General features: G+C 61.0%; 26 protein-coding genes and 1 tRNA gene. 22 read left to right on the top strand and 5 right to left on the bottom strand.

The features are described from left to right. Nucleotides 1–39: 39 nt before the first annotated feature. The 4 genes from AC4BCN_RS21270 to AC4BCN_RS21255 are packed head-to-tail and all read right to left on the bottom strand — an operon-like array spanning nt 40 to nt 2298. Nucleotides 40–576 (bottom strand): RDD family protein, encoded by a 537-nt coding sequence (locus AC4BCN_RS21270; protein WP_139089919.1) that lies wholly within the window; start codon nt 574–576, stop codon nt 40–42. Then, nucleotides 566–1327, bottom strand: coding sequence for a DUF3106 domain-containing protein (locus AC4BCN_RS21265; protein ID WP_490491694.1), 762 nt, complete (start codon nt 1325–1327; stop codon nt 566–568). The genes AC4BCN_RS21270 and AC4BCN_RS21265 overlap by 11 nt, the downstream gene beginning before the upstream one ends. After that, entirely contained in the window at nt 1328–1732 is a 405-nt protein-coding gene (locus AC4BCN_RS21260; RefSeq protein ID WP_034750051.1) for a DUF3619 family protein, read from the bottom strand. Further along, complete coding sequence (locus tag AC4BCN_RS21255) at nt 1729–2298, bottom strand: RNA polymerase sigma factor (protein WP_034750048.1); 570 nt, start codon at nt 2296–2298, stop codon at nt 1729–1731. Before AC4BCN_RS21255 ends, AC4BCN_RS21260 begins: the two co-directional genes overlap by 4 nt. 497 nt (nt 2299–2795) lie before the next feature. Between AC4BCN_RS21255 and AC4BCN_RS21250 the strand changes: the two genes are divergently transcribed. The 9 genes from AC4BCN_RS21250 (at nt 2796) to AC4BCN_RS21210 (ending at nt 12683) form a co-directional block, all read left to right on the top strand. Then, entirely contained in the window at nt 2796–4526 is a 1731-nt protein-coding gene (locus tag AC4BCN_RS21250) for an acetolactate synthase 3 catalytic subunit (protein WP_051991041.1), read from the top strand. Nucleotides 4527–4528: 2 nt separating this feature from the next. Then, a complete protein-coding gene (gene ilvN, locus AC4BCN_RS21245; protein ID WP_010399754.1) occupies nt 4529–5020 on the top strand; it encodes an acetolactate synthase small subunit in 492 nt (163 codons plus the stop codon). Nucleotides 5021–5095: 75 nt separating this feature from the next. Further along, a complete protein-coding gene (ilvC, locus tag AC4BCN_RS21240; RefSeq protein WP_034750044.1) occupies nt 5096–6112 on the top strand; it encodes a ketol-acid reductoisomerase in 1017 nt (338 codons plus the stop codon). Nucleotides 6113–6421: 309 nt separating this feature from the next. Next, nucleotides 6422–6832 carry a hypothetical protein gene (locus tag AC4BCN_RS21235; RefSeq protein WP_070302213.1) on the top strand — a complete coding sequence of 137 codons (411 nt, stop codon included), beginning with the start codon at nt 6422–6424 and terminating at the stop codon, nt 6830–6832. Between the two features lie 192 nt (nt 6833–7024). Further along, nucleotides 7025–8263, top strand: coding sequence for an MFS transporter (locus tag AC4BCN_RS21230; protein WP_490491693.1), 1239 nt, complete (start codon nt 7025–7027; stop codon nt 8261–8263). A gap of 217 nt (nt 8264–8480) precedes the next feature. Further along, entirely contained in the window at nt 8481–9236 is a 756-nt protein-coding gene (locus tag AC4BCN_RS21225) for an SIMPL domain-containing protein (protein WP_230517965.1), read from the top strand. Between the two features lie 101 nt (nt 9237–9337). After that, complete coding sequence (locus AC4BCN_RS21220) at nt 9338–10093, top strand: SIMPL domain-containing protein (RefSeq protein WP_490491692.1); 756 nt, start codon at nt 9338–9340, stop codon at nt 10091–10093. Between the two features lie 157 nt (nt 10094–10250). Further along, nucleotides 10251–11102, top strand: a complete 852-nt coding sequence (pssA, locus tag AC4BCN_RS21215) for a CDP-diacylglycerol--serine O-phosphatidyltransferase (protein ID WP_034750030.1) — start codon at nt 10251–10253, stop codon at nt 11100–11102. 48 nt (nt 11103–11150) lie between these two features. After that, the gene (locus AC4BCN_RS21210; protein WP_490491691.1) at nt 11151–12683 is read left to right on the top strand and encodes a 2-isopropylmalate synthase; all 1533 of its coding nucleotides are present in this window, start codon (nt 11151–11153) and stop codon (nt 12681–12683) included. Nucleotides 12684–12706: 23 nt separating this feature from the next. Here AC4BCN_RS21210 and bamE read toward each other — a convergent pair whose 3' ends face one another. Next, a complete protein-coding gene (gene bamE / locus AC4BCN_RS21205) occupies nt 12707–13204 on the bottom strand; it encodes an outer membrane protein assembly factor BamE domain-containing protein (RefSeq protein WP_128142470.1) in 498 nt (165 codons plus the stop codon). A 185-nt stretch (nt 13205–13389) separates the two neighbouring features. Between bamE and rpsO the strand changes: the two genes are divergently transcribed. From rpsO to AC4BCN_RS21140, 13 genes are all read left to right on the top strand, one after another. Continuing rightward, entirely contained in the window at nt 13390–13659 is a 270-nt protein-coding gene (gene rpsO, locus AC4BCN_RS21200) for a 30S ribosomal protein S15 (protein WP_010399743.1), read from the top strand. A gap of 220 nt (nt 13660–13879) precedes the next feature. Further along, nucleotides 13880–15997, top strand: a complete 2118-nt coding sequence (pnp, locus tag AC4BCN_RS21195) for a polyribonucleotide nucleotidyltransferase (protein WP_338679308.1) — start codon at nt 13880–13882, stop codon at nt 15995–15997. A gap of 215 nt (nt 15998–16212) precedes the next feature. Beyond that, nucleotides 16213–16683, top strand: coding sequence for a hypothetical protein (locus AC4BCN_RS21190; protein WP_490491690.1), 471 nt, complete (start codon nt 16213–16215; stop codon nt 16681–16683). 24 nt (nt 16684–16707) lie between these two features. After that, a complete protein-coding gene (locus tag AC4BCN_RS21185) occupies nt 16708–16908 on the top strand; it encodes a hypothetical protein (protein ID WP_490491689.1) in 201 nt (66 codons plus the stop codon). Between the two features lie 9 nt (nt 16909–16917). Next, complete coding sequence (locus AC4BCN_RS21180; RefSeq protein ID WP_139089912.1) at nt 16918–17214, top strand: hypothetical protein; 297 nt, start codon at nt 16918–16920, stop codon at nt 17212–17214. Between the two features lie 120 nt (nt 17215–17334). After that, nucleotides 17335–19281 carry a methyl-accepting chemotaxis protein gene (locus tag AC4BCN_RS21175; protein WP_490491688.1) on the top strand — a complete coding sequence of 649 codons (1947 nt, stop codon included), beginning with the start codon at nt 17335–17337 and terminating at the stop codon, nt 19279–19281. Nucleotides 19282–19434: 153 nt separating this feature from the next. Beyond that, complete coding sequence (locus AC4BCN_RS21170; RefSeq protein WP_139089911.1) at nt 19435–19644, top strand: hypothetical protein; 210 nt, start codon at nt 19435–19437, stop codon at nt 19642–19644. Nucleotides 19645–19752: 108 nt separating this feature from the next. Next, on the top strand, nt 19753–20514 hold the full coding sequence (locus tag AC4BCN_RS21165; protein ID WP_128142475.1) for a GIN domain-containing protein: 762 nt from the start codon (nt 19753–19755) through the stop codon (nt 20512–20514). 64 nt (nt 20515–20578) lie between these two features. Then, nucleotides 20579–21187, top strand: coding sequence for a tetratricopeptide repeat protein (locus AC4BCN_RS21160; protein ID WP_128142476.1), 609 nt, complete (start codon nt 20579–20581; stop codon nt 21185–21187). A 71-nt stretch (nt 21188–21258) separates the two neighbouring features. Beyond that, nucleotides 21259–22239, top strand: a complete 981-nt coding sequence (locus AC4BCN_RS21155) for an NAD(P)H-quinone oxidoreductase (protein WP_490491687.1) — start codon at nt 21259–21261, stop codon at nt 22237–22239. Nucleotides 22240–22311: 72 nt separating this feature from the next. Next, nucleotides 22312–23061 carry a triose-phosphate isomerase gene (tpiA, locus tag AC4BCN_RS21150; RefSeq protein WP_128142478.1) on the top strand — a complete coding sequence of 250 codons (750 nt, stop codon included), beginning with the start codon at nt 22312–22314 and terminating at the stop codon, nt 23059–23061. A 28-nt stretch (nt 23062–23089) separates the two neighbouring features. Beyond that, entirely contained in the window at nt 23090–23494 is a 405-nt protein-coding gene (secG, locus tag AC4BCN_RS21145) for a preprotein translocase subunit SecG (RefSeq protein WP_034749996.1), read from the top strand. 202 nt (nt 23495–23696) lie between these two features. Continuing rightward, nucleotides 23697–23781: transfer RNA gene (locus AC4BCN_RS21140), tRNA-Leu, on the top strand. The last annotated feature ends 69 nt before the right edge of the window (nt 23782–23850 follow it).

The following is a 23850-nucleotide window of genomic DNA, read 5'->3' as shown; positions in this document are numbered from 1 at the left end:
CGTGGCGCTTCAATGACCCAGGTCAAGCCGCGTAAAAACTCAGGCGGCGACTTTCTTTGGCTTCTTCGCAGGGGCCGGCAATTGCACGATCTGCGTGCCCACCAGCTTGTCGTGCAGGAATTGACCATTGCCCGTGAACAGGGCCGTGCTGGACCAGGCCAGGATGCCCACGCCGATGGCGCCCAGGGCCGTCCAGTGCTGCAGGTCGAAGGCATACGCCGCCACGAGCGCGGGCAGCAGCCACATCCATGACAGGACGTAGCGGTAGGCGGCCACGCGCAGCGGCACGTGGGCGTGGCCCGGCAGCACGACTTTCAGGCGCCACGTCTTCATGGCCAGGGTTTGCCCTTCGCGGCTCCACTGATGGATGAAATACGCGCCCATGACGAGGAAGGCCAGGCATTGGCGCATGTGTTCCGTCAACGGCGTATGCGCGCCTTGCACGGCCAGTTCAAACAGCAGAAACGGCAAAAACAGCACGGCCAGGGCCAGTAGCGACTCGTACACCATGGAAATCAGGCGGCGCTTGATCGTGGGATGGGAAGTGATGCTGGCGACAGGCGTGCTATTTGGCATTGGTTGGCAGTGGTGCGGGCGTGGCAGGTGGCGTGACGGGCACGGCGGCGGATGGCGTGGTGGCGGCAGGATCGCTTGCCGGCACGGCCGTCGCTGCGGGAGCGGGCGGCAGGGCAGGCACGGCGGCAGGCGCCGCCGACGTGGCGGGCGCCATGAGCACGGGCGGCTTGGTCGTCGTCGAATTGATCGCAGGCACCTTGCCCAGTGGTTTTTTCGGCACGAGTTCCGTCGCCAGCTTTTTCTTTTGATCTTCCGGCAATTGCTGGTATTGCTCCCATTGCGCGGTTTTTTGACCCGGATCGATCTTTTTCGTGCGCGTATAGTTTTCGCGCACGAGGCGGCGCTGTTCCGGCGTCAGCTTGACCCATTCGCGCATGCGGTCATGCACGCGGATTTGCTCGTCGGCCGTCATGGAGGCGAAACGGTTGGCGATATCGAGCCATTTCTGCTTGCGCAAGGCTTCCAGCTTGTTCCATTCACCCGCCAGCGGTTGCAGGGCTTCCTGTTGCCCGCGTGACAGCTTGTTCCATGATGGATTCTCGCCAGCCTTCGGCGTGCCGCCCTTGCCGCCCGTGCGGGGCGAGCCGGGCTTGGCGGCCGGCACTGGCACCACCACGGGCGCTGCCGCCACGGGAGGTGCGGCGGGCGCGGCATGTTGCTGCGCGCCTACCCAGGCGGCGCCCGCCAGGGCGCACGCACCCAGGCCGATGCCGCCGGCCAGCCAGCCTTTGCGTACGCTCGTGCGTGCCATTTATTGCTCGCGTTTCGTCAGGTAGGCATTGAAGCCATGGTCCATATAGGCGGACAGCGGCAATTCGTCCGACAGCACGGCCGCGTCGATTTCTGCCAGTTCGGCAATATGTTGTTCCTGCTCAAACTGATAGATGCCCACCAGGCCGCCAACGAGCAGCAGCAGGGGGATGATGACGCTCATGCGGCCCAGCCACGACAGCGGCTCGACGAACAGGCTGCTTGCCACGCCGGCGAACACATTCTGGCGCACGGCGACGGCGGCAGGGGCGTCCGCCTTCTTGCGCGACAAGGCCAGCTTGCGTGCCGCTGCCAGGCGATCGGTGGCCGATGCGGGCAGGTCGTCAAGTTTTTCGTTCAGTGCATGGCGCACTTTGTAAGCGAAATTGAGATCGTCGGTGTTCATAATTTAATTCCCTTGGCTTTCAGCGATTCGGCGAGCGTGTGGGTAGCTCTAGAGCAATGTGTTTTCACGCTACCTTCGGAGCAACCCATCGCTTCCGCTGTTTCAGCCACATCCATGTCCTGCCAGTAACGCATGAGGAAGGCTTCGCGTTGACGTGAGGGCAGTTTTTGTACCTCTGCATCAATCAAATCAAGCATTTGCGCGCGTTCGACCTGGTCGGCCGACGATTCGGCGGCACTCGAGCCCTGTTCCGATTCATAAGTATCAAGTATATCAAAATCTTCATGCTCGTCGCCCGAGGGCTTCATGCCGGAAAACAGGCTGACCCAGGTGTTGCGAACTTTTTCGCGGCGGAAATAATCAAGGATGGTGTTCTGCAAGATGCGCTGGAACAGCATCGGCAGTTCGGCGGCCGGCTTGTCGCCGTATTTCTCGGCCAGCTTGATCATGGCGTCCTGCACGATATCGAGTGCCGATTCTTCCTTGCGGACCGCGTAGGCGGCCTGCTTGAAAGCGCGCCGCTCGACATTTTCTAGAAAGTCGGATAATTCTTTGTCTGTTGCCATGCGGTATTGGGGATCTTAGCGGCTGCTGGGAGCGGTGGGCGAAATGGGGGCGGGTATGCTTTTTGCAACCCCGTGCATGCTAGCAAAAAATGTGCGTTTCCGCAGGGTTTTTGCACGGCGTGCGGGCGAAATGGCCTTTCGGCTGACATTTTCCTTGACCATAATGGTGCAACGCGATAACGTATGGGACGCTTTGAACACCCCAAAGCCCTATGGTCAGGTCGCGACCGGCACACAAGGCCATCCGCGGCAAGACGCGCTTTCATTTGTAGGCAGTTTGTTCTAACCCGCGCCACAAGCGCGAGCGGTTCGTACAGGCGCCACAGAAACTCCGGCCAAACGAGTTGCGTTAAGCGTTGTTTTGTAAGGTATCTATGGGTGCCCAAAGAAATGTCGTGACCGCATGAAAAGGGAAGCAGGAGCACTGTCGCGCACGGCGAACTTCGTCAGGAAAGAACATCCGATCAATCTCCAATGGACCTTGAAAGGAATGTTTCATGAATACCGAAGCAGCAGCAGGACCCATTACCGGCGCAGAAATTGTCGTGCGCTGTCTGGCTGAAGAGGGCGTAGAGCACGTCTTTGGATACCCGGGCGGAGCCGTACTCTACATCTACGACGCCATCTTCCAGCAAAACAAATTCCAGCATATCCTGGTACGCCACGAGCAGGCCGCGATCCACGCCGCCGATGCCTATTCGCGCAGCTCGAACAAGGTCGGTGTCGCCATCGTCACGTCCGGTCCGGGCGTCACGAATGCCGTCACGGGCTTGTCCACCGCGTACATGGACTCGATTCCTATGGTCGTGATCTCCGGGCAGGTGCCGAGCCACGCCATCGGGCAGGATGCGTTCCAGGAATGCGACACGGTCGGCATCACACGCCCCGTCGTCAAGCACAACTTCCTCGTCAAGGACGTCAAGGACCTGGCAGCGACGATCAAGAAAGCCTTCTTCATCGCCCGTACCGGCCGTCCGGGACCCGTGCTGGTCGATATCCCCAAGGATATCAGCATGCACAAATGCCATTTCGACTATCCGAAGGAAGTCGAGATGCGTTCCTACCGTCCCGTCGACAAGGGCCACTCGGGCCAGATCCGCAAGGCCGTGCAGCTGTTGCTGCAAGCCGAACGCCCGATGATCTACACGGGCGGCGGCGTGATTCTCGCGCATGCGGCTCCCGAGCTGAACAAGCTGGTTGACCGCCTGGGTTTCCCGTGCACCAACACCTTGATGGGCCTGGGCGGCTACCGCGCCTCGAGCGAGCAGTATGTCGGCATGCCCGGCATGCATGGCACCTATGAAGCGAACATGGCGATGCAGAACTGCGACGTGCTGATCGCCATCGGCGCCCGTTTCGATGACCGCGTGATCGGCAATCCGAAACATTTCGCCTCGCATCCGCGCAAGATCATCCACGTGGACATCGATCCATCGTCGATTTCCAAGCGCGTCAAGGTCGATATCCCCATCGTCGGCAACGTCAAGGACGTGCTGATCGAGTTCCTCGCGCAACTGGACGCGGCCGAAGCCAAGCCTAACGTCAATGCCTTGAGCAACTGGTGGAAGCAGATCGCCGAATGGCGTGGCCGCGAATGCCTGAAATACCCGACCTCCGACCTGGTGATCAAGCCGCAATCGGTGGTGGAAAAGGTGTTCCAGATCACCAAGGGCGACGCCTTCATCACGTCCGACGTGGGCCAGCACCAGATGTGGGCGGCGCAATATTATGGCTTCGACAAGCCGCGCCGCTGGATCAATTCCGGCGGCCTGGGCACCATGGGTGTCGGCTTGCCGTACGCCATGGGCGTGCAGATGGCCAATCCGGACGCCACCGTTGCCTGCATCACGGGCGAAGGTTCGATCCAGATGTGCATCCAGGAGCTCGCCACGTGCAAGCAGTATCACCTGACGCCGAAGATCATCATGCTCAACAACCGTTTCCTCGGCATGGTGCGCCAGTGGCAGGAAATCGATTACGGTTCGCGCTATTCCGAGTCGTACATGGATTCGCTGCCCGACTTCGAGAAGCTGGCCGAAGCGTACGGCCACGTGGGCATGAAAATTGAAAAACCGGGCGACGTCGACGGCGCCCTGAAAGAGGCGTTTGGCATGAAAGACAGGCTGGTATTCATGAACTTCATTACCGACCAGTCCGAAAACGTGTGGCCAATGGTGAAAGCCGGCAAGGGCCTGTCCGAAATGATGCTCGGTTCGGAGGATCTCTAATCATGCGCCATATTATTTCTGTCTTGCTGGAAAACGAAGCGGGCGCCCTGTCGCGCGTGGTGGGCCTGTTCTCGGCACGCGGCTACAACATCGAAACATTGACGGTGGCGCCGACGGAAGACTCGACTCTGTCGCGCATGACCATCGTCACCAGCGGTTCGGACGACATCATCGAGCAGATCACCAAGCACTTGAACCGCCTCATCGAGGTGGTCAAGGTGGTGGACCTGACCGAAGGCCAGCATATTGAACGCGAGTTGATGCTGATCAAGGTTCGTGCCGTGGGCAAGGAACGCGAGGAAATGAAGCGTACCGCCGATATCTTCCGTGGCCGCATCATCGATGTCACCGAAAAGACGTACACGATCGAACTGACCGGCAACAAGGTCAAGCTCGACGCGTTCATCGATTCGATCGACCGCGCCGCCATTCTGGAAACCGTCCGTACCGGTGGTTCCGGTATCGGCCGCGGCGAACGCATCCTCAAAGTATAAAAAGACTAGTAGTACTAAGCGGCCCTGGCGTCGCATTTAAAACAACAACGCATCATCAAATATATAGGAAATACCATGAAAGTTTTTTACGACAAAGACGCTGACCTCTCCTTGATCAAAGGCAAAAACGTTGCCATCATCGGCTACGGTTCGCAAGGCCACGCACACGCACAAAACCTGAACGATTCGGGCGTCAACGTCACCGTCGGCCTGCGCAAGGGCGGCGCTTCATGGACCAAGGTCGAGCAAGCCGGTCTGAAAGTGGCGGAAGTCAACGACGCCGTGAAAGCGGCCGACGTCATCATGATCTTGCTGCCAGATGAAAACATCGCCCAGGTCTACAACGAAAACATCGCCCCGTTCGCCAAGCAAGGCGCCGTGCTGGCCTTTGCCCACGGCTTCAACGTGCATTACGGCCAAGTCGTGCCACGCGCCGATCTGGACGTGATCATGGTCGCGCCGAAAGCGCCAGGCCACACCGTACGCGCCACCTACACCCAGGGCGGCGGCGTGCCCCACCTGATCGCCGTTTACCAGGACAAATCGGGCATCGCCCGCGATATCGCCCTGTCGTACGCATCGGCCAACGGCGGCGGCCGTGCCGGCATCATCGAAACGAACTTCCGCGAAGAAACCGAAACGGATCTGTTCGGCGAACAAGCCGTGCTGTGCGGCGGTGCCGTGGAACTGATCAAGGCCGGCTTCGAAACCCTGACGGAAGCGGGCTACGCGCCTGAAATGGCGTACTTCGAGTGCTTGCACGAACTGAAACTGATCGTCGACCTGATCTATGAAGGCGGCATCGCCAACATGAACTACTCGATCTCGAACAACGCCGAATACGGCGAATACGTGACCGGTCCTAAGGTCGTGACGTCGGCCACCAAGGATGCAATGCGTCAATGCCTGAAAGACATTCAAACGGGCGAATACGCGAAGAGCTTCATCCTGGAAAACAAGGCAGGCGCACCGACCCTGATCTCGCGTCGTCGCCTGACGTCCGAGCACCAGATCGAAGAAGTGGGCGCGAAACTGCGCGCCATGATGCCTTGGATCGCCAAGAACAAGATGGTTGACCAGTCGAAGAACTAGGCAGTTGTCAGTGCATCACAAGAAAATTATGACGAACAGAACCGGATGCTATGCAAGGCGCYCGCTGCGACGCAGTGCGAGCACTGCAAGCAGTGAGCAACGCCGCAGAGCGCCGGTTATGAAAGTCAGAAATCACAATAATTTATTGTCGAAGAACTAGGCAGTTGTAGTGCATCACAAGAAGCCGGCGCAAGCCGGCTTTTTTTATGCGAGGCGTTTGGCAGGCAACATCCGTTACAATCAGGCCCATTCAACAATACCGTCAGCGCCATGCTTGTTTTTTCTAAAGTTTTTGTCGGGAATCTTCATGTGGTCAAGCGCCCCGTCTCGCTTGCCATCAGTTGCTGGTTTCTGGTCATCGGTTCTCTGTCATCCCTCGTGTCGGCTTACCTCGGCCGCAACGATCCCGCCATGCAGGCGTGGATGGCGCACAGCGCGATTCCCGCCGAGGCACAATATGCGATCTTGCTCGCCAGCCTGGGCATTACCCTGGTGGCCGCGCTGGCCATGCTGCAAAGGCAGCGTGGCGCGCGCACCGTGTATCTGGTGTGGGGCGTGATCGACATTGCGCTCAGCCTGGCGACCGTGCCGCTCAAGATGAATGTCTTGCCTGGCGCGCTGACGTTCGCCGTCATCTGCGCCTTCCTGTACAGTCCGAAATCGAATGCCTGGTTTTCGCCACGCAAGGCGGCCAATGATGCCTGCATGACGCCAGCTTGAGCGCGGCTGCTTTCGTCCGCACGTTTTTCGCCCGCCTCCTGTCTTTTTATATTCCTATATAATCCCGCCCTTCCTTTGCAGTTTCCTGTGGACTGCATCTGTTTCGGTATCTGCCGACCGCAACGCGCATCACCGCTTTCGTAGCACGCCAGGCGCTAGTTTATTAGCCGCTTGGCAACCAGAAGGACCCCTATGACCGACCGCACTACCGCAACAGTACCCATGCCGGGCACTGCCGAATCTTCCATTTCCGAACGTCTCCCCGTGCTGGCCTTGCTGGCCCTGGCCATGACGGCGTTTCTCGCCCTCCTGTCGGAAACCTTGCCGGCCGGCTTGCTGCCGCAGATTGCCCGTGACCTGAATATTTCCGAAGTCATGACGGGCCAGCTGGTGACCGTCTACGCCATCGGTTCCATCCTGACGGCCATTCCCCTGACGGCGCTGACGAGCGGCTGGCGCCGGCGTAATGTCTTGCTGCTGGCCATCATCGGCTTTTTGATCTTCAACACGGCGACGGCCCTGTCGCCCAACTATATGGTTGCCCTGGTTTCGCGCTTCGTCACCGGCATGGCAGCCGGGCTGGCCTGGGGCTTGATGGCCGGCTACGCGCGCCGCATGGTCAGCGTGGAGCAGCAGGGCAGGGCGATGGCCATTGCCATGATCGGCACGCCGCTGGCCCTGTCCCTGGGCGTGCCGCTGGGCACCCTGATGGGCGGCGTGCTGGGCTGGCGCAGCATCTTCGGCATTATGTCGGGGCTGGCCGTAGTGCTGGTCGCGTGGGTGCTGCTGGCCGTGCCCGACTATCCGGGGCAAAAGAATAGCGAGCGCCTGTCGATCCGACAGGTATTCATGACGCCGGGCGTGCGGCCGATTCTGGCCGTGATCGTCGCCTGGATGCTGGCGCATAACATTCTGTATACCTACATCGCGCCGTTCCTGGCGCCGTCCGGCTTGCGTCCGCGCGTCGACCTGGTGCTGCTTGTGTATGGCGTGGGTTCCCTGGCCGGCATCTGGCTGGTCAGCCAGCTGATCGACCGCTGGCTGCGTCCGCTGGTGCTGGGCTGCATCGCCGCCTTTGCCCTCGTGATGGTGGCGCTGGGTCTGGCGATGGACTCGCCGACCGTCATCTATGTCAGCATGGCCATCTGGGGCATCACCTTTGGCGGCGCCGGCACCTTGCTGCAGACGGCGTCGGCGGACGCGGCCGGCGACGGCATGGACGTGGCGCAAGCCATGGTGGCGACCATCTGGAACGTGGCCATCGCCGGTGGTGGTCTGGCGGGTGGCATGCTGCTCGACGGCTATGGCGCGGCATCGTTCCCGTGGGCCATGCTGGCCTTGCTGCTGGTGGCATTGACGATCGCCTGGCGCGCGCATCGCCACAGTTTCAAGCCGGGCCGGCGCAGCGGCGGCGCAGTCGTCGGCCACTGATAAGTCATTAATAACATTGTTATTTATGATGACAGTGTATTGAAATGTGAGCAGATGTGACTGGCAAGCGCATTTTGTGACGATTTGTTAATTTGCGCCACGGGAATGAATGAGGCGTTAGAATCTACACAGTTTGACAAGTTTCTCAGGCGAAAGGGGTGCCAAAAGCGCCCCGTTCGCTGGCTGTCAGCCACATTAACTACCTAGGAGTACCCCCATGACCGTGATGAAATCCGTCCTTGTTGCCGCCGCAGCCACCGTTGCCCTGAGCGCGCAAGCTCAATCCTTGCCGACTTCCGGCACCCTGGTGGTCGTCCCCGCGTTTGGCGAAGTCAAGCATGTCAATGACCAGGTGGTCGCTACCCTGGCCGTCGAAGAACAGGACAAGGACAAAGCCGCGGCCGCGTCGCGTGTCAACCAGAAGATGAACAAGGGCATCGCCATCGTCAAGCAGGCCGACCCGTCGGCGGCATTGAAATCGTACGGCTACTACACTTATCCCGTGTATCCGGAAGAGCGCCCATTGCCGGCCGGCGCCGTTGCCAAGCCGCGTTTGCCAACGGCATGGCGTGTCGGCCAGTACCTGGAAGTGACGACGGCCAATCTGGCGTCCCTGCCAAAGACCGTGTCGGCGGCGCAAGGTGTGCTGACCCTGAACGGCTTGAACTTCGGCCTGAAGCCGGAAACCATCCGCCTGCTGGACGACCAGCGCATCGCCGCCACGTATAAAAACCTGAACGAGCGCGTGGCCGCCATCGCCAAGGCCATGGGCCGCAACGTCTCCGACGCCGTGCTCGATACGGTGGACTTCGAAGGTTCGGGTAACTACGCCACGGAAAACCGTCCTGCCGCCGCGCCGATGATGATGCGCAGCGCCAAGATGGCCGAAGACAGCACCGTCGCCGAACCGAGCTTCGAGCCGGGCGAAACGACGCTCGACATGCGCGTCGTCGGCAAGGTCAAGTTCAAGTAAGCGCGTTAGCGCGGAAACATTTTCGCGTTAGACTGTTTTAAAAATCATGGGGCTGTTGGCCCCATGGTCGTTTTTGCCCCTATATTTTCCAGGAGAACCCCATGACCGTCATGAAATCACTGCTGGCTGCCGCCGCCGCTACCGTTGCCCTGAGCGCACAAGCCCAGACCTTGCCCACCTCCGGCACCCTCGTGGTGGTGCCCGCGAACGGCGAAGTGGTGCATGCGAACGACCAGGTGACCGTCACCCTGGCCGTCGAAGAGCAGGACAAGGATAAGGCCGCCGCTGCTTCGCGCGTGAACCAGAAGATGAACCAGGGCGCGGCCATCGTCAAGAAAGCAGATCCGCAAGCCGTGCTGAAGACCCAGGGCTACTACACGTATGCCGTGTACCCGGAAACGGCGCCGCTGCCACCGGGCGTGGCTCCCAAGCCCAGAGTGCCGACCGGCTGGCGAGTGGGCCAGTACCTGCAGGTGACGACGACCAACCTGGCTGCCTTGCCGAAAACCGTGTCGGCGGCGCAAGGCGTGCTGACCCTGAACCGCCTGAACTTCGGCCTGGCGCCGGCCACCATCCGCAAGCTCGACGACCAGCGCATCGCCGCCGCCTACAAGAACCTCAACGAGCGCGTGGCCGCTATCGCCGGCGCCATGGGCCGCAACGTCAGTGACGCCGTGATCGATACCATCGATTTCGAAGGCTCGGGCAACTATGCGCAGCGCGTCAATGTGACCGGCGCGCGCAACATGAGTGCCGATTGCAAGGGCTATGGCGGCAACCAGGTGGCCGAACCGAGCTTCGAGCCGGGCGAAACGACCCTGAACATGGGCCTGGTGGCCAAGGTCAAGTTCAAATAAGGCTTGAACAGGGATCAATATTGTCAGCTTGACGCCGCCGCGCTTTTCTTTGGCGGTGGCTCCTCTATAATGACAACATCGGCAGGCGCATGCCGTGACAGTCATGCGCCTGCCATCTGGCACCGATTCCCCCGCAGTACACAAGATATGGAACAACATGGCAAACTTCCCCCGTCGTAGAGGCAAGAACGGCACTCCCGCAGTATCCAAAGCGTCCCGCTTCAGCAAATTCGCGCGCCAGCCGGTGAGCGATGGCACTGGCAAGAAAACCTTGCGCCGCCGCGGCATCTATCTGTTGCCGAATGCCTTCACGACGGCAGCCCTGTTTTGCGGCTTCTACGCCATCGTCATGGCCATGAACCAGAAATTCGAACACGCGGCCTGGGCCATCTTCATCGCCATGATCCTGGACGGCCTGGACGGGCGCATCGCGCGCCTGACGAATACGCAGAGCGAATTCGGCGCCCAGTACGACAGCCTGTCCGACATGGTGTCGTTCGGCGCCGCGCCGGCGCTGGTGATCTACGAATGGTCGCTGCGCGGCATGGGCAAGCTGGGCTGGCTGGCCGCCTTCGTGTACTGCGCCGGTGCCGCCTTGCGCCTGGCCCGCTTCAACACGAATATCGCCGTGGTCGACAAACGCTTCTTCCAGGGCTTGCCCAGCCCGGCGGCGGCGGCCATGGTGGCCGGCTTCATCCTGCTGATGAACGACCTGGAATTTGCCGGCAACCAGCTGGCCTGGGTGTCGTGGACGATCGCCCTGTTTTCCGGCCTGACCATGGTCACCAACGTGCCGTTCTACAGCTTCAAGGATGTGAATTTCCGCAAGTCCGTGCCTTTCATCGTGGTATTCCTGCTGGCATTGTTCTTTGCGCTTATTTCCATCGATCCGCCGAAGGTGCTGTTCCCGATTTTCGTCGTGTATGGCCTGTCCGGCTACGCCGTGTTTTTCTGGCGCATGGCGAAGGGCAAGCCCGTCAGCATCATCCAGACCGACCCCGAGCATTAATGCGGCGAGTCGGTAGCGTCGCCAGTCTTCAGCCAGCCAGGAGCAGCCATGACCACCAGCAACCGACTCATCATTTTTGACACCACCTTGCGCGACGGCGAGCAATCGCCGGGCGCCTCCATGACGCGTGAGGAAAAGCTGCGCATCGCCAAGCAGCTCGAGCGCATGAAGGTCGACGTGATCGAAGCGGGCTTCGCCGCCGCCTCGCAGGGCGATTTCGAATCGATACGGGCGATTGCCGGCGCCGTGCGCGAGTCCACCATCTGCTCGCTGTCGCGCGCCAACGACCGCGACATCGCCCGCGCCGCCGAGGCGCTGGCGCCAGCCGAGCGCAAGCGCATCCATACCTTTATTGCCACGTCGCCCCTGCACATGCAGATGAAGCTGCGCATGACGCCAGAGCAAGTGCTTACGCAGGCGCAAAATGCCGTGCGCTTTGCGCGCCAGTTCACGGACGACATCGAATTCAGCCCCGAAGACGGCAGCCGTTCCGATGAAGATTTCCTTTGCCGTGTGCTCGAGGGCGTGATCGCCGAGGGCGCCACCACCATCAATTTCCCCGACACGGTCGGTTACGCCGTACCCGAAATCTTCGGCGCCACCATCAAGCGCTTGCGCGAACGCATACCGAATTCCGACAAGGCCATCTGGTCCGTCCATTGCCATAACGACCTGGGCCTGGCTGTCGCCAATTCGCTGGCCGGCGTCATGATAGGCGGCGCGCGGCAGATCGAATGCACGGTCAATGGCCTCGGCGAGCGGGCCGGCAACACGGCGCTGGAAGAAGTGGTGATGGCGCTGCGCACGCGCGCCGCCTATTACAACTTGACGGTGGGCATCGATACGACGCAGATCGTGGCCGCATCAAAGATGGTGTCGCAGATCACGGGCTTTGCCGTGCAGCCGAACAAGGCCGTCGTGGGCGCGAACGCTTTTGCGCACGCGTCCGGCATCCACCAGGACGGCATTTTAAAGGCGCGCGAGACGTATGAAATCATGCGCGCCGAAGACGTGGGCTGGACGGCCAACAAGATCGTGCTCGGCAAACTGTCGGGGCGCAATGCCTTCAAGCAGCGGTTGCAGGAGCTGGGTATCTCTCTGGAATCGGAAGCGGAAGTCAACGCGGCCTTCCTGCGTTTCAAGGAATTGGCCGACCGGAAATCCGAGATTTTCGACGAAGATATCATGGCCCTCGTCAGCGAAGAGCAGCAGGCGCAGGAGAGTGAGCACTACCGTTTTGTTGCGCTGACGCAGCAGTCGACGACGGGCGCCGTGCCCCATGCGCGCGTGGAATTCCTCGTCGGCGGCCAGCAGCGCAGCTGTGAAGGGCAGGGCGACGGCCCCGTCGACGCCACCGTCAACGCCATTGAAAGCGCGGCCGCCAGCGGCGCCGAGCTGGTCCTGTTCTCCGTCAACGCCATCAGCACGGGCACGCAGTCGCAGGGCGAAGTGACGATGCGCTTGTCGCGCGACGGGCGCATCGTCAACGGCGTGGGCTTTGATTCCGACATCATCGTCGCGTCGGCCAAGGCGTATCTGTCGGCCTTAAACAAACTGCATGCGAAAGACKAGGGTATCTAGTCTTAACCGTGAAGATGCTCGTACTACCAGAAGAAGCGCCGCTCTTCCTTGGCCGGATCGGGCCCGTTCATCATCATGCGCACGATGCCGTCGTGGTCGAAGTGCACGTGCATCATGGAATCCCACACGCCCGATTCCTTGTAGCGGTAGGACCAGACGTGCAGTTTCGGCAGCGACAGATACGATGTTTCCGTCGGGCGGCCCAGGGTGTGCAGCACGTCTTGCTGGGTCGACACGCCCACCTTGATGCGGGCAAAGCCTGGCGTGTCGAGCACTTGCTCGTAGGAAATCAACCTGTCGTCGGGGCCGAAGCGGGCCATATACGTGTACTGGCCGTACGGTCCCGTCGCGTATTCGAGTTCGGGACCCGTGGGTAGCTGGTAGATATTCGTGGGACGGCCCAGGCGCGCTTCCACGGCGGCGCGCGGCTCGCCCGGCTGGGGCGGCGGGACGTTCCAGCTGGCGCAGCCGGCCAGCATGGCAAACAGCAGCGGTGTTGCTGATTTGAGCAGTTTTTTCATGTTTGACCTCCTGAAATGCAGGAAAACCCTATCATGCACCGAGAAAAGCGCGCACGGCAGGATACAGGCGGGCATTTTTCCGATATACTTGCGCGTCTGGTTGGAAGCATAGGCCAGTATTTTAATAATCGTAGTTCACGGTGGATAGGGTTCAGACTCTGTGCACCGCATGTGAAAGGTTTATCATGACAGTAGAAAACATCAACAAAGCCGCTATCATCGCGGACAACGCACGTGGTCAAAACGACACCGGCTCCCCTGAAGTGCAAGTTGCACTGCTGACAGCTCGCATCAACGAACTGAACGGCCACTTCAAAGCCCACTCGAAAGATCACCACTCCCGCCGCGGCCTGATCATGATGGTCAACCGTCGTAAGAGCCTGTTGTCCTACCTGAAGGCTAAAGACGCTACCCGTTATCGCGACCTGATCGCTAAACTTGGTCTGCGCAAGTAATTTTTGCCGTACAAGGTTTATACAGAAATGCCTGCGCCAGTTCGCTGACGCGGGCATTTTGTCATTTGAATTCCGGATTTATGTCGAGAAGTACAGTATTCTCTACCGATATCATGTTTTAAAAGTAAAGTAGTAAAGGCGGCAACGAAGTTTCCGCCGCCTGTGGTGAGGTGAACGACAGCCCCTGAAAATCTGTCGGCAATTAGAAAAGGGATACCCCATGTTTAACAAAGTTACGAAAACCTTCCAGTACGGTCAACATCAAGTGACCCTGGAAACCGGCGAAATCGCACGTCAGGCATCCGGCGCAGTGCTGGTGTCGATCGAAGATACCGTCGTTCTGGCAACGGTAGTGGCACGCAAAGATGCCAAGCCAGGCCAGGATTTCTTCCCTTTGACGGTTGATTATGTCGAGAAAACCTATGCTGCCGGTAAAATTCCGGGCGGTTTTTTCAAGCGCGAAGGCCGTCCTTCCGAAAAAGAAACACTGACCTCCCGTCTGATCGACCGTCCTATCCGTCCGCTGTTCCCGGAAGGCTACCTGAATGAAGTGCAAGTCATCATTCACGTGTTGTCGGTCAACCCTGAAATCGATCCGGACATCGCCGCCATGATCGGCGCATCGGCTGCCCTGTGCGTATCGGGCGTGCCTTTCAACGGTCCTATCGGCGCCGCGCGCGTCGGTTACGCGAATGGCCAGTACATCCTGAACCCTACCGTCCAGCAACTGAAAACGTCGGAAATGGACCTGGTTGTCGCCGGTACCGAAACGGCCGTGCTGATGGTCGAATCGGAAGCGAAACAGCTGTCCGAAGAAATCATGCTGGGCGCCGTGGTCTTTGGCCACGACCAGATGAAAGTCGTCATCGACGCGATTCACGACCTGGTGCGTGACGGCGGCAAGCCGGAAGTGGAATGGGCGCCTGCGCCGAAAAACGAAGCACTGATCGCCCGCGTCGCGCATTTCGCCAACGCCAAGATCAATGATGCGTATCAAACCAAGGACAAGCAAGAGCGTACGGCCAAGCTGAAAGCAGCGACGTCGGAAGTGATCGCCGACCTGTCGGCGGAAGTGGCTGCCACCGGCGGCGCGGCTATCGACAGCGCTGAAGTCAACAACATCCTGTTCGACATCGAAGCGAAAATCGTGCGTACGCAAATCCTGGACGGCGAGCCACGCATCGACGGCCGCGACACGCGCACCGTGCGTCCGATCTCGATCCGCACCAGCGTGCTGCCACGCACCCACGGTTCGGCCCTGTTCACGCGCGGCGAAACGCAAGCGCTGGTCGTCGCTACCCTGGGCACCGCCCGCGACAGCCAGAAGATCGATGCGCTGATGGGCGAGTTCACCGATTCGTTCATGCTGCATTACAACATGCCTCCGTTCGCCACCGGCGAAACGGGCCGTGTCGGTACGCCAAAACGCCGCGAAATCGGCCACGGCCGCCTGGCCAAGCGCGCGCTGATCGCCGCCCTGCCAGCCGCTGAAGAGTTCAGCTACTCGGTGCGTCTGGTATCGGAAATCACGGAATCGAACGGTTCCTCGTCGATGGCTTCCGTCTGCGGCGGCTGCCTGGCACTGATGGACGCCGGCGTGCCGATGAAAGAACACGTGGCCGGTATCGCCATGGGCCTGATCAAGGAAGGCGGCAAGTTTGCCGTGCTGTCCGACATCCTGGGCGACGAAGATCACCTGGGCGACATGGACTTCAAGGTAGCCGGTACCCGCAACGGTATCACGGCGCTGCAGATGGACATCAAGATCATGGGCATCACGAAGGAAATCATGCAAGTGGCACTGGCGCAAGCCAAGGAAGGCCGCGAGCACATCCTGGGCGAAATGCAAAAAGCCATGCCGCACGTCAAAACCGAACTGTCCGATTTCGCACCGCGTCTGATCACCATCAAGATCAACCCGGAAAAAATCCGTGACGTGATCGGCAAGGGCGGCGCCGTGATCCGCGCGCTGACCGAAGAGACGGGCACCCAGATCGACATCAGCGACGAAGGCGTGGTCACCATCGCTTCCGTCGACGCTGCAGCCGGCCAGGAAGCCAAGCGCCGTATCGAGGAACTGACCGCTTCCGTCGAAGTGGGCAAGACCTACGAAGGCACCGTGCTGAAACTGCTGGACTTCGGCGCCATCGTGCAAGTCATGCCAGGCAAAGACGGCTTGCTGCACATCTCGCAGATCGCCAATGAGCGCGTCAACGCCGTGGCCGACTACCTGAAAGAAGGCCAGTTGGTTCGCGTCAAAGTGCTGGAAACGGACGACCGCGGCCGTCTGAAACTGTCGATGAAAGCTGCTGAAGGCAACGAAGCGCCAGCCGCTTAATGTCCTTCAGATTTGCCTGACTGCGGCCTCGGCCGCATGATCAAAACCGCCAGCGCGCAAGCCCTGGCGGTTTTTTTTGCGCCGCGTTTGCGCTGCGTCGAAGGTAGATGCCGCTTTGCGCGTCGGCCTTGATCCAGCTCGCATTGGCCGTTGACGCTCTCTGTAGATTCGGGAGGGGATATTCCCCCTGACCGAGTCTTCCAAGGAGATGCAGCATGCGCACATTCCGCGGGCTGGCCGCCGCCTTTCTGCTTGCCGTCGCGCCCGGTGCCTGGGCGCAGCTGGACAACGCACCGACGCCGGTGCCGCTGCCCATTCCCATTGCCGCCGCCTCCGCGGCCATGCCGGCGCAGGACCTCGATGCTTTGCGCACCGTGCATGCGCGCGAAATCAATGACCTCAGCACCTTCAAGACCATCGGCCTGCAGCGCCCGGTGATCGACGGCTGGCTGGAGGGTGGGACAGGGCAGCAATTCCTGGCCCAGCTGCGCGCGGCCGATCCGGGCGCGCCGGCGGAGACGATTTATGCGCGGGCCGTTGAGCAGCTGGCGTCCGGCAATAAGTTGCCCGACCTGCTGATCATATTGGCCGCTCTGGACAAGGTAGTGCCGCACGGACAGAGCGTCTTGCGCTATTCGCCATACTTCACCACTATCGGGCAGTTGCAGGCAGCGACGAGTCGCTGAGCTACGCTGGCAGACTGCTTCGGCTTGCCGCTCAGGAGCGAAGCGCCGCTGTATGATGTGTATGAGGTCACGCCTAACGGGACCGTGACGGTGTTTGTCAGCTCGGTGGCGCCGACCGAAGAGCTGGGCGGCCTAGTGCGGCGCAAGGGTGGCGCCTTGCAATACCTGTTGCCCAATCGCAGCATGTGGTCGGCGCCCGTGCTGGTGGGCACCATCAAGAATTGAGGAGTGAACATGGATCAGTCGCGCCTGCAAGCCTGTACTACCGAACTGGAACAGTTGCTGGCCCGCCTGGCGGGCGCCGATACGGAAGTGGCTGACCTGCGCAGCGCGCTCGAGCCGCTGCTGGCCCTGGCGGGCAGCGGGGGCTTGAGCGCACCGCTGCCGTGGGGCGACATCCCCGGTGGGCGCTACTTTAACGAAGGCAGTCTGCGCCGCTATCCCGAACTGGAGCAGGCATTTGCCCGTTTCCGCCTCGAAGCGACGGGCGGCGACTCGCCGGCTTTGCGCAAGCTGCGCGGCGAGATATGAAATATATGGTATCAATTGTTGTTTATGGGTAATTGACTGTCGGTATTGCTTGACGACAAAATCTTATTCCCCGACCATGGTGCATCCCTCCCGATTTCCTCTTTTTTTATTGGATGCACCATGTTGTCCTCCCTTAAGGCGCGGCTGATCGCCATCGCCGTTTCCATCGTCGTGCTGGCCATGCTGGCCGTCGCCATCGCCAACTTCTTTACTACCCGCTCAAGCACCCTGGCAGCGCTCGACACGCAGATGCTGCAGTTGTCGCACAGCCACGCGCAAGCCATCGCCGAATGGCTGCGTTCCAAGCAAGCCGTCGTGGGATCGCTCAAGCAGGGCGCCACGGCGGCCGATCCGCTGCCGGCCCTGAAGGCGGCCGAGCAGGCGGGCACCTTCGACATGGCGTATATCGGCTTTGCCGACAAGCACGCCGTCTTTTCGCAGGAGCGCAAGCGCGCCGCTGACTACGATCCTACGGCGCGCCCCTGGTACAAGCTGGCGTCCGAAGTGGGCGGCCCCATCATCACGGCGCCATACATCGGCGCCAGCACGGGCAAGCTGGTGGTGACGTTTGCCGAGCCGCTGGGCGGCAAGGGCAGCGTGACGGGCGTGATGGCGGCCGATGTGATGATGGATGCCGTGGTGCAAAACGTCGCTTCGATCAAGCCGACGGCGTCCAGCTATGCCTTCCTCGTCGATGGCGGCGGCAAGATCATCGCCCACCCGGATAGCAAGCTGACTCTGAAACCGCTGGCCGAACTGGACTCGGGCCTGAGCGCGCAGGCGCTGGCCGATATCCAAAAGAGCGGCGATGGCGCAGCCATCCGCCTCGGTGACCGGAACGGCATCTTGCATGTCAGTAAAGTGCCGGGCAGCGACTGGTTGCTGGCTACCGTGCTCGACCGCGCAGAAGCGACGCAGGCATTGACTTCCATGCTGCGCGCCTCGGCCCTGACGGCCTTGCTGGTGCTGGCCCTGGCCGCCACTGTGCTGAGCGTTCTGGTGGCGCGCGCCCTGCGCCGTCTGGGCCTGGTGCGCGATGCGATGGAAGCGATCGCCACGGGCGACGGCGACCTGACCAGCCGCCTCGACGCGGAAGGTGCGGACGAGCTGGCGCAGATCGCCAAGGCATTTAACCTGTTCGTCGAAAAGATCGCCACCGTGCTGGTGCAGATCCGCAGCATCAGTACCCTGGTGCGCAGCGAGTCGGCCGATATTGCCGCCGGCAATGCCGACCTGTCCTCGCGCACGGAAGCTCAGGCGGGCGCGCTGGAAGAGACGGCCAGCTCGATGGATGAGCTGACCTCGACCGTCAAGCAGAATGCGGAAAACGCGCACGCGGCCAATGAGCTGGCCGTGTCCGCCTCGGAAGTGGCGGCCAAGGGCGGCCGCGTGGTGCAGCAAGTGGTCGGCACCATGGCTGGTATCCAGGAAAGCTCGCGCAAGATCGTCGACATCATCGGCGTGATCGACGGTATCGCCTTCCAGACGAACATCCTGGCGCTGAACGCGGCCGTCGAGGCGGCGCGCGCGGGCGAGCAGGGCAGGGGCTTTGCCGTGGTGGCGTCCGAAGTGCGCAACCTGGCGCAACGCTCCGCCGGTGCGGCGAAGGAAATCAAGGAATTGATCGGCGACTCGGTGGAGAAGGTCGATGCCGGCGGCCGCCTCGTCGATGAAGCGGGCCAGACCATGGACCAGGTGGTGGCGTCGGTGCAGCAATTGACGACCATCATGAGCGAGATCACGGTGGCGAGCCGTGAACAGAGCGCCGGCATCGGCGAGATCAATACGGCCGTCACGCACATGGATACCATGACGCAGCAAAACGCGGCCCTCGTCGAGCAAGCGGCCGCTGCCGCGGAAAGCCTGCAGGAGCAGGCCGTGGATCTGGCGCAAGCCGTCGGCATGTTCCGCCTGGGCGATGCCGGTCCTGCCGCCGCGCCCGCGCCCGTGACGCGCCTCAAGGCGAAGCCAGCCGCTGCTGCACCGCGCGCGCCAGCCCGCGCGCTGGCGCCGGTCAAACCCGTCAAGGCGGCCAAGTCCGGCGCCGACGAGTGGGAAGAGTTTTAAGAAGACGCTTAGCGATCTGCACGTTCATCCGCGTTTTTGTCAGGCCAGCCTGCCAAAAATGCAGTTCGTCGCAATCGGCGTGTCTGCAGGGGGCGGTATGGCTATAGTGACACCATACCGCAAGCCCACTGCCAGACACCCGAGGAGAACAACATGAACGTCACTAAAAACATGGAAGTCATTGCCGTTGCCGCCGCCATCCTGCTTGGCGCCAGCTGCTACGCCATCGCCCCGGCCGCCCCGGCCCTGCAAGTGGCCAGTTCCACGGCCACCCTGGCCGCGCCAGCGAACAAGGCTGCCATGCAAGTGGTGGTCGTCAAGGCCAAGCGCCTGAGCGCTGCCGAAAAAGCCCGTTTCGCCTGATTGATTGTCAGCCGTTTTCGGCGCTGATACAGTGTTGGTGCAATGGCAATGCGCGCGCCCCACGAGGGTGCCGCGACACATAAAAACAAGATACCGAGGATGCACTACATGAAAAAGATACTGCAATTGGCGCTGCTGTTCCTGGCGACATTGGGCCTGGTGCGCGGCGTGGCCGCCGAGACCCGTTTGCTGGAAATGCGCAACGTCGACGCCCGCGTGGTGCGCGTCAAGCTCGATGGCGTGATGGAAGTGCGCATTCGCCAGGGCAACGTGGCTTCGCTGAGCATCACGGCCGACAAGCGCTACATCGCCGATGTCAGCACGGCGCAAAGCGGCGACACCCTGCACATCGAAACGGAAGTGCGCGGCTTCAAGATCGGCCCGTCGTCGATCCGCGCCGACCTGGTCCTGCCGAACTTGCGCGAACTGAGCTCGGAAGGCTTTGGCAGCACGGACATCACGGGCTTCAAGGGCGAGGAACTGACCCTGTCGCTGGAAGGGGCGGGCAGCATCAAGCTGGTGGGCGATTACCGCAAGCTCAATGCCAGCCTGGGCGGCGTGGGCAGCATGCAGATATGGATAGGCAACAATGAGCGCGCGGAACTGGATCTGCAGGGCGCGGGCTCGGTGATGCTGGGTGGACGCGGACGTATCCTGCAAGCGAGCCTGGGCGGCCTGGGCAGCCTGAATGCGCAGCAGTTCGAAGCCGATGCCGTCAACCTGGAATTGAGCGGCCTGGGCAATGCCACGGTGAATGCCCATACGAATGCCAAGCTGAACCTGAGCGGACTCGGTTCGGTGGTGGTGTACGGCAAGCCGGCCAACCGCGATGTCAGCGTCGAGGGCCTGGGCAAAGTCAGCTGGAAGTAAACGCATCCTGCCGCAGGCATTATTGGCAGGACAAGAATAGGTAGTCAGACCACATCCCATTCCGATGAAAAAACTGATCATTACATTACTCATGCTGTTGACGATACAGCTGCCCGCGCGGGCTGGCTTCGCCGAAGGTGCCAGCGCCTACAACAACAAGAATTACGCGCTGGCCTACAAGGAAATCCTGCCACTGGCCAAGACCGGCAGCGCCGATGCCCAGCATTTGCTGGGCTTGATGTATTACATGGGACGGGGCTTGCCGCAGGATTACAAGCAAGCCATGTTCTGGCACCGCAAGGCGGCCGACCAGGGCAAGGCCGACGCCCAGTATGTGGTGGGCGCGATGTATTACACGGGCAACGCCGTGCTGCAGGACCACAAGCAGGCCGTCAGCTGGTTCCGCAAGGCGGCCGAGCAGAACCACGCCGAGGCGCAGCAAGTGCTGGGCCTGATGTACCGCTACCACATGGGTGGCGTGCCGCAGGATAACGTCATCGCCTACATGCTGTGGAATTTGGCGGCCGCGAATGGCAACGCGAATGCGGCCGACCAGCGCGCCGCCGTGGTGCGCAAAATGACGCATGAGCAAGTCGAGGAAGGGCAGGCCCTGTCGGCGAAATGGAAACCGGGCACGCCGCTGCCGCGCCAGTCGAAGACGGGCGGCGCATAGGCAAGGGGCCTCGCCTGCAAGGGTGGGCGGCTTGGCGTACAATCGCCGTTTTCCCTTGAAAGAGTCCCGCCATGCGTGCAGTTGCCATCAGCCAGCCAGGTCCCGCCGACGTTTTGCAAATTGCGGAACGTCCCGTGCCCGCAATAAAAGCGGGCGAACTGCTGATCAAGGTGCACGCGGCCGGCATCAACCGTCCCGACGTGCTGCAGCGCCTGGGCAAGTACGCGCCGCCAGCCGGTGCGTCCGATTTGCCGGGCCTGGAAGTGGCCGGTGAAGTCGTCGATGGCGACTTCACCAATACCGCATTCAAGAAGGGCGACCTCGTCTGCGCGCTGGTGCAGGGTGGCGGCTATGCCGAATACTGCGCCGCACCCGCCGGCCAGTGCCTGCCCTTGCCGAAAGGCTTGACGGCTCTGGAAGGCGCGTCCCTGCCCGAGAACTTCTTTACCGTGTGGAGCAATGTGTTCGACCGCTGCGCGCTGGCCGACGGCGAAACGTTATTGGTGCAAGGCGGCACGTCCGGAATCGGCGTGACGGCCATTCAATTGGCGGCCGCGCTCGGCCACCGCGTGTTCGCCACGGCAGGCAGCGACGAGAAGGCGCGCGCCTGCGAGGCGCTGGGCGCCGAACGGGGCATCAATTACCGCACGGAAGATTTCGTCGCCGTCGTCAAGGAATTGACCGGAGGCAAAGGCGTCGACGTCATTCTCGACATGGTCGGCGGCGACTACCTGCCGCGCGAAATCGATTGCCTGGCCGACGATGGCCGTATCGGCCTGATCGCCGTGCAGGGCGGCACCAGGGCGGAACTGGACCTGGGTAGCTTGCTGCGCCGTCGCCTGACGGTGACGGGTTCCACCTTGCGTCCCCGTTCCGTCGCTTTCAAGGCGGCCATCGCGAACCATCTGCGCACGACCGTGTGGCCGCTGATCGAGGCGGGCAAGATCAAGCCCGTGATCTATAAAACTTTCCCCTTGGAAAAAGCCAACGAGGCGCATGCCTTGATGGAAGCGAGCACGCACGTGGGCAAGATCATGTTGCAAGTTGCTTGAAACGGGGCACTGCCTGTTTGACCGGCATCGGTGCCGGAGTTAGAATGACGGGTTATTAGAATTTAGGCTACTATGCGTCGCAAACTCGTCGTCGGAAATTGGAAAATGAACGGCAGTCGCACCTCGAACGCGGTGTTATTGTCTGAAATAGTTGCTGGCCTGGCTGCCTCTGGCGCCGCCAGCGCCGTCTGTGTGCCTGCGCCGTACCTGGCGCAGTGCCAGGCGCAATTGGCAGGCACGGCTCTCGGCTGGGGTGCGCAGGATGTGTCCGCGCATGCCAGCGGCGCCTACACGGGAGAAATCTCGACCGCCATGCTGCAGGATTTCGGTTGCGGCTATGTGGTGATCGGGCATTCCGAGCGCCGCGCCTACCATGGCGAGAGCGATGCGCAAGTGGCGGCCAAGACGGTTGCGGCGCTGGCGGCGGGCATCACGCCTATCGTCTGCATCGGCGAAACGCTGGCGCAGCGCGAAGCGGGCCAGACCGACGCGGTCGTGGCGCAGCAGCTGGGCGCCGTGCTGGCGGCGATTTCCGCCGACGACGTGGCGAAACTGGTGCTGGCCTATGAGCCGGTATGGGCCATCGGCACGGGCAAGACGGCCACGCCGCAAATGGCGCAGGACGTGCATCAGGTGTTGCGCGGCCAGCTGGCGGCAAAGAATGCGGTAGCAGCGGCCGGCGTGCAGATCCTGTACGGCGGCAGCATGAAGCCGGAGAACGCAAAAGAATTGATGGCGATGCCGGATATCGATGGCGGTCTGATCGGTGGAGCAGCATTGAAGGCGGCGGATTTCCTGGCAATTATTCACGCCGCTGATTGAATTAATTTAAACTAAGAATGGAATTGCAATGAACATGATGTTCAATCTGGTAGTGGTAGTACAGGTTATTTCGGCATTGTCGATTATCGCGCTGGTGTTGTTGCAGCACGGTAAGGGCGCCGACATGGGCGCCGCCTTCGGTTCGGGCGCCTCGGGCAGCCTGTTCGGTGCGACGGGTTCGTCGAACTTCATGTCGAAATCGACGGGCGTTGCCGCCGCGATCTTCTTCGGCGCCACCCTGGCCCTGTCGCTGATGGCCAATCAGCGCGCCACGACGGTCGGCGGCGGCGTGATGGATAAAGTCGTCAAGCCAGTGCCGGTCACCGGCGCGGGCGCGATCCCGACGACGGTACCTGCGGCAGCTCCGGCTGCCAGCGCTCCAGCGGCGGCGGCACCGGTTGCCAGCACCCCGGCAGGCGCGATTCCAAAGTAATTTAGTATGTACTGAGTAGTAACTCGATACCTCATCGAGAGTAATTCTCATTACGGGCAGATTATTGCTCAATGTTTCAGCAGTGCGGCAGGAAAAAATCGTGGCGCGCTGGAAGATGTAAAAATTTATCGTTTTTATCTGTGTTTTGATGCATTTGTGCATTAACTTTAGCGGCAAAGCAGAGTAGAATACGGGCCTTACCGCCGACGTGGTGAAATTGGTAGACACGCTATCTTGAGGGGGTAGTGGCGAAAGCTGTACGAGTTCGAGTCTCGTCGTCGGCACCAGAAATCAGAAGCCAGCAACGGCGCACGAGCCATGGCTCGTACAAAGTTGCTGGCTTTTTTTACGAGGAT

It is taken from the genome of Janthinobacterium sp. Bl 1 (genome assembly GCF_058215535.1).
This window is presented reverse-complemented; position numbering and strand designations above follow the sequence as displayed.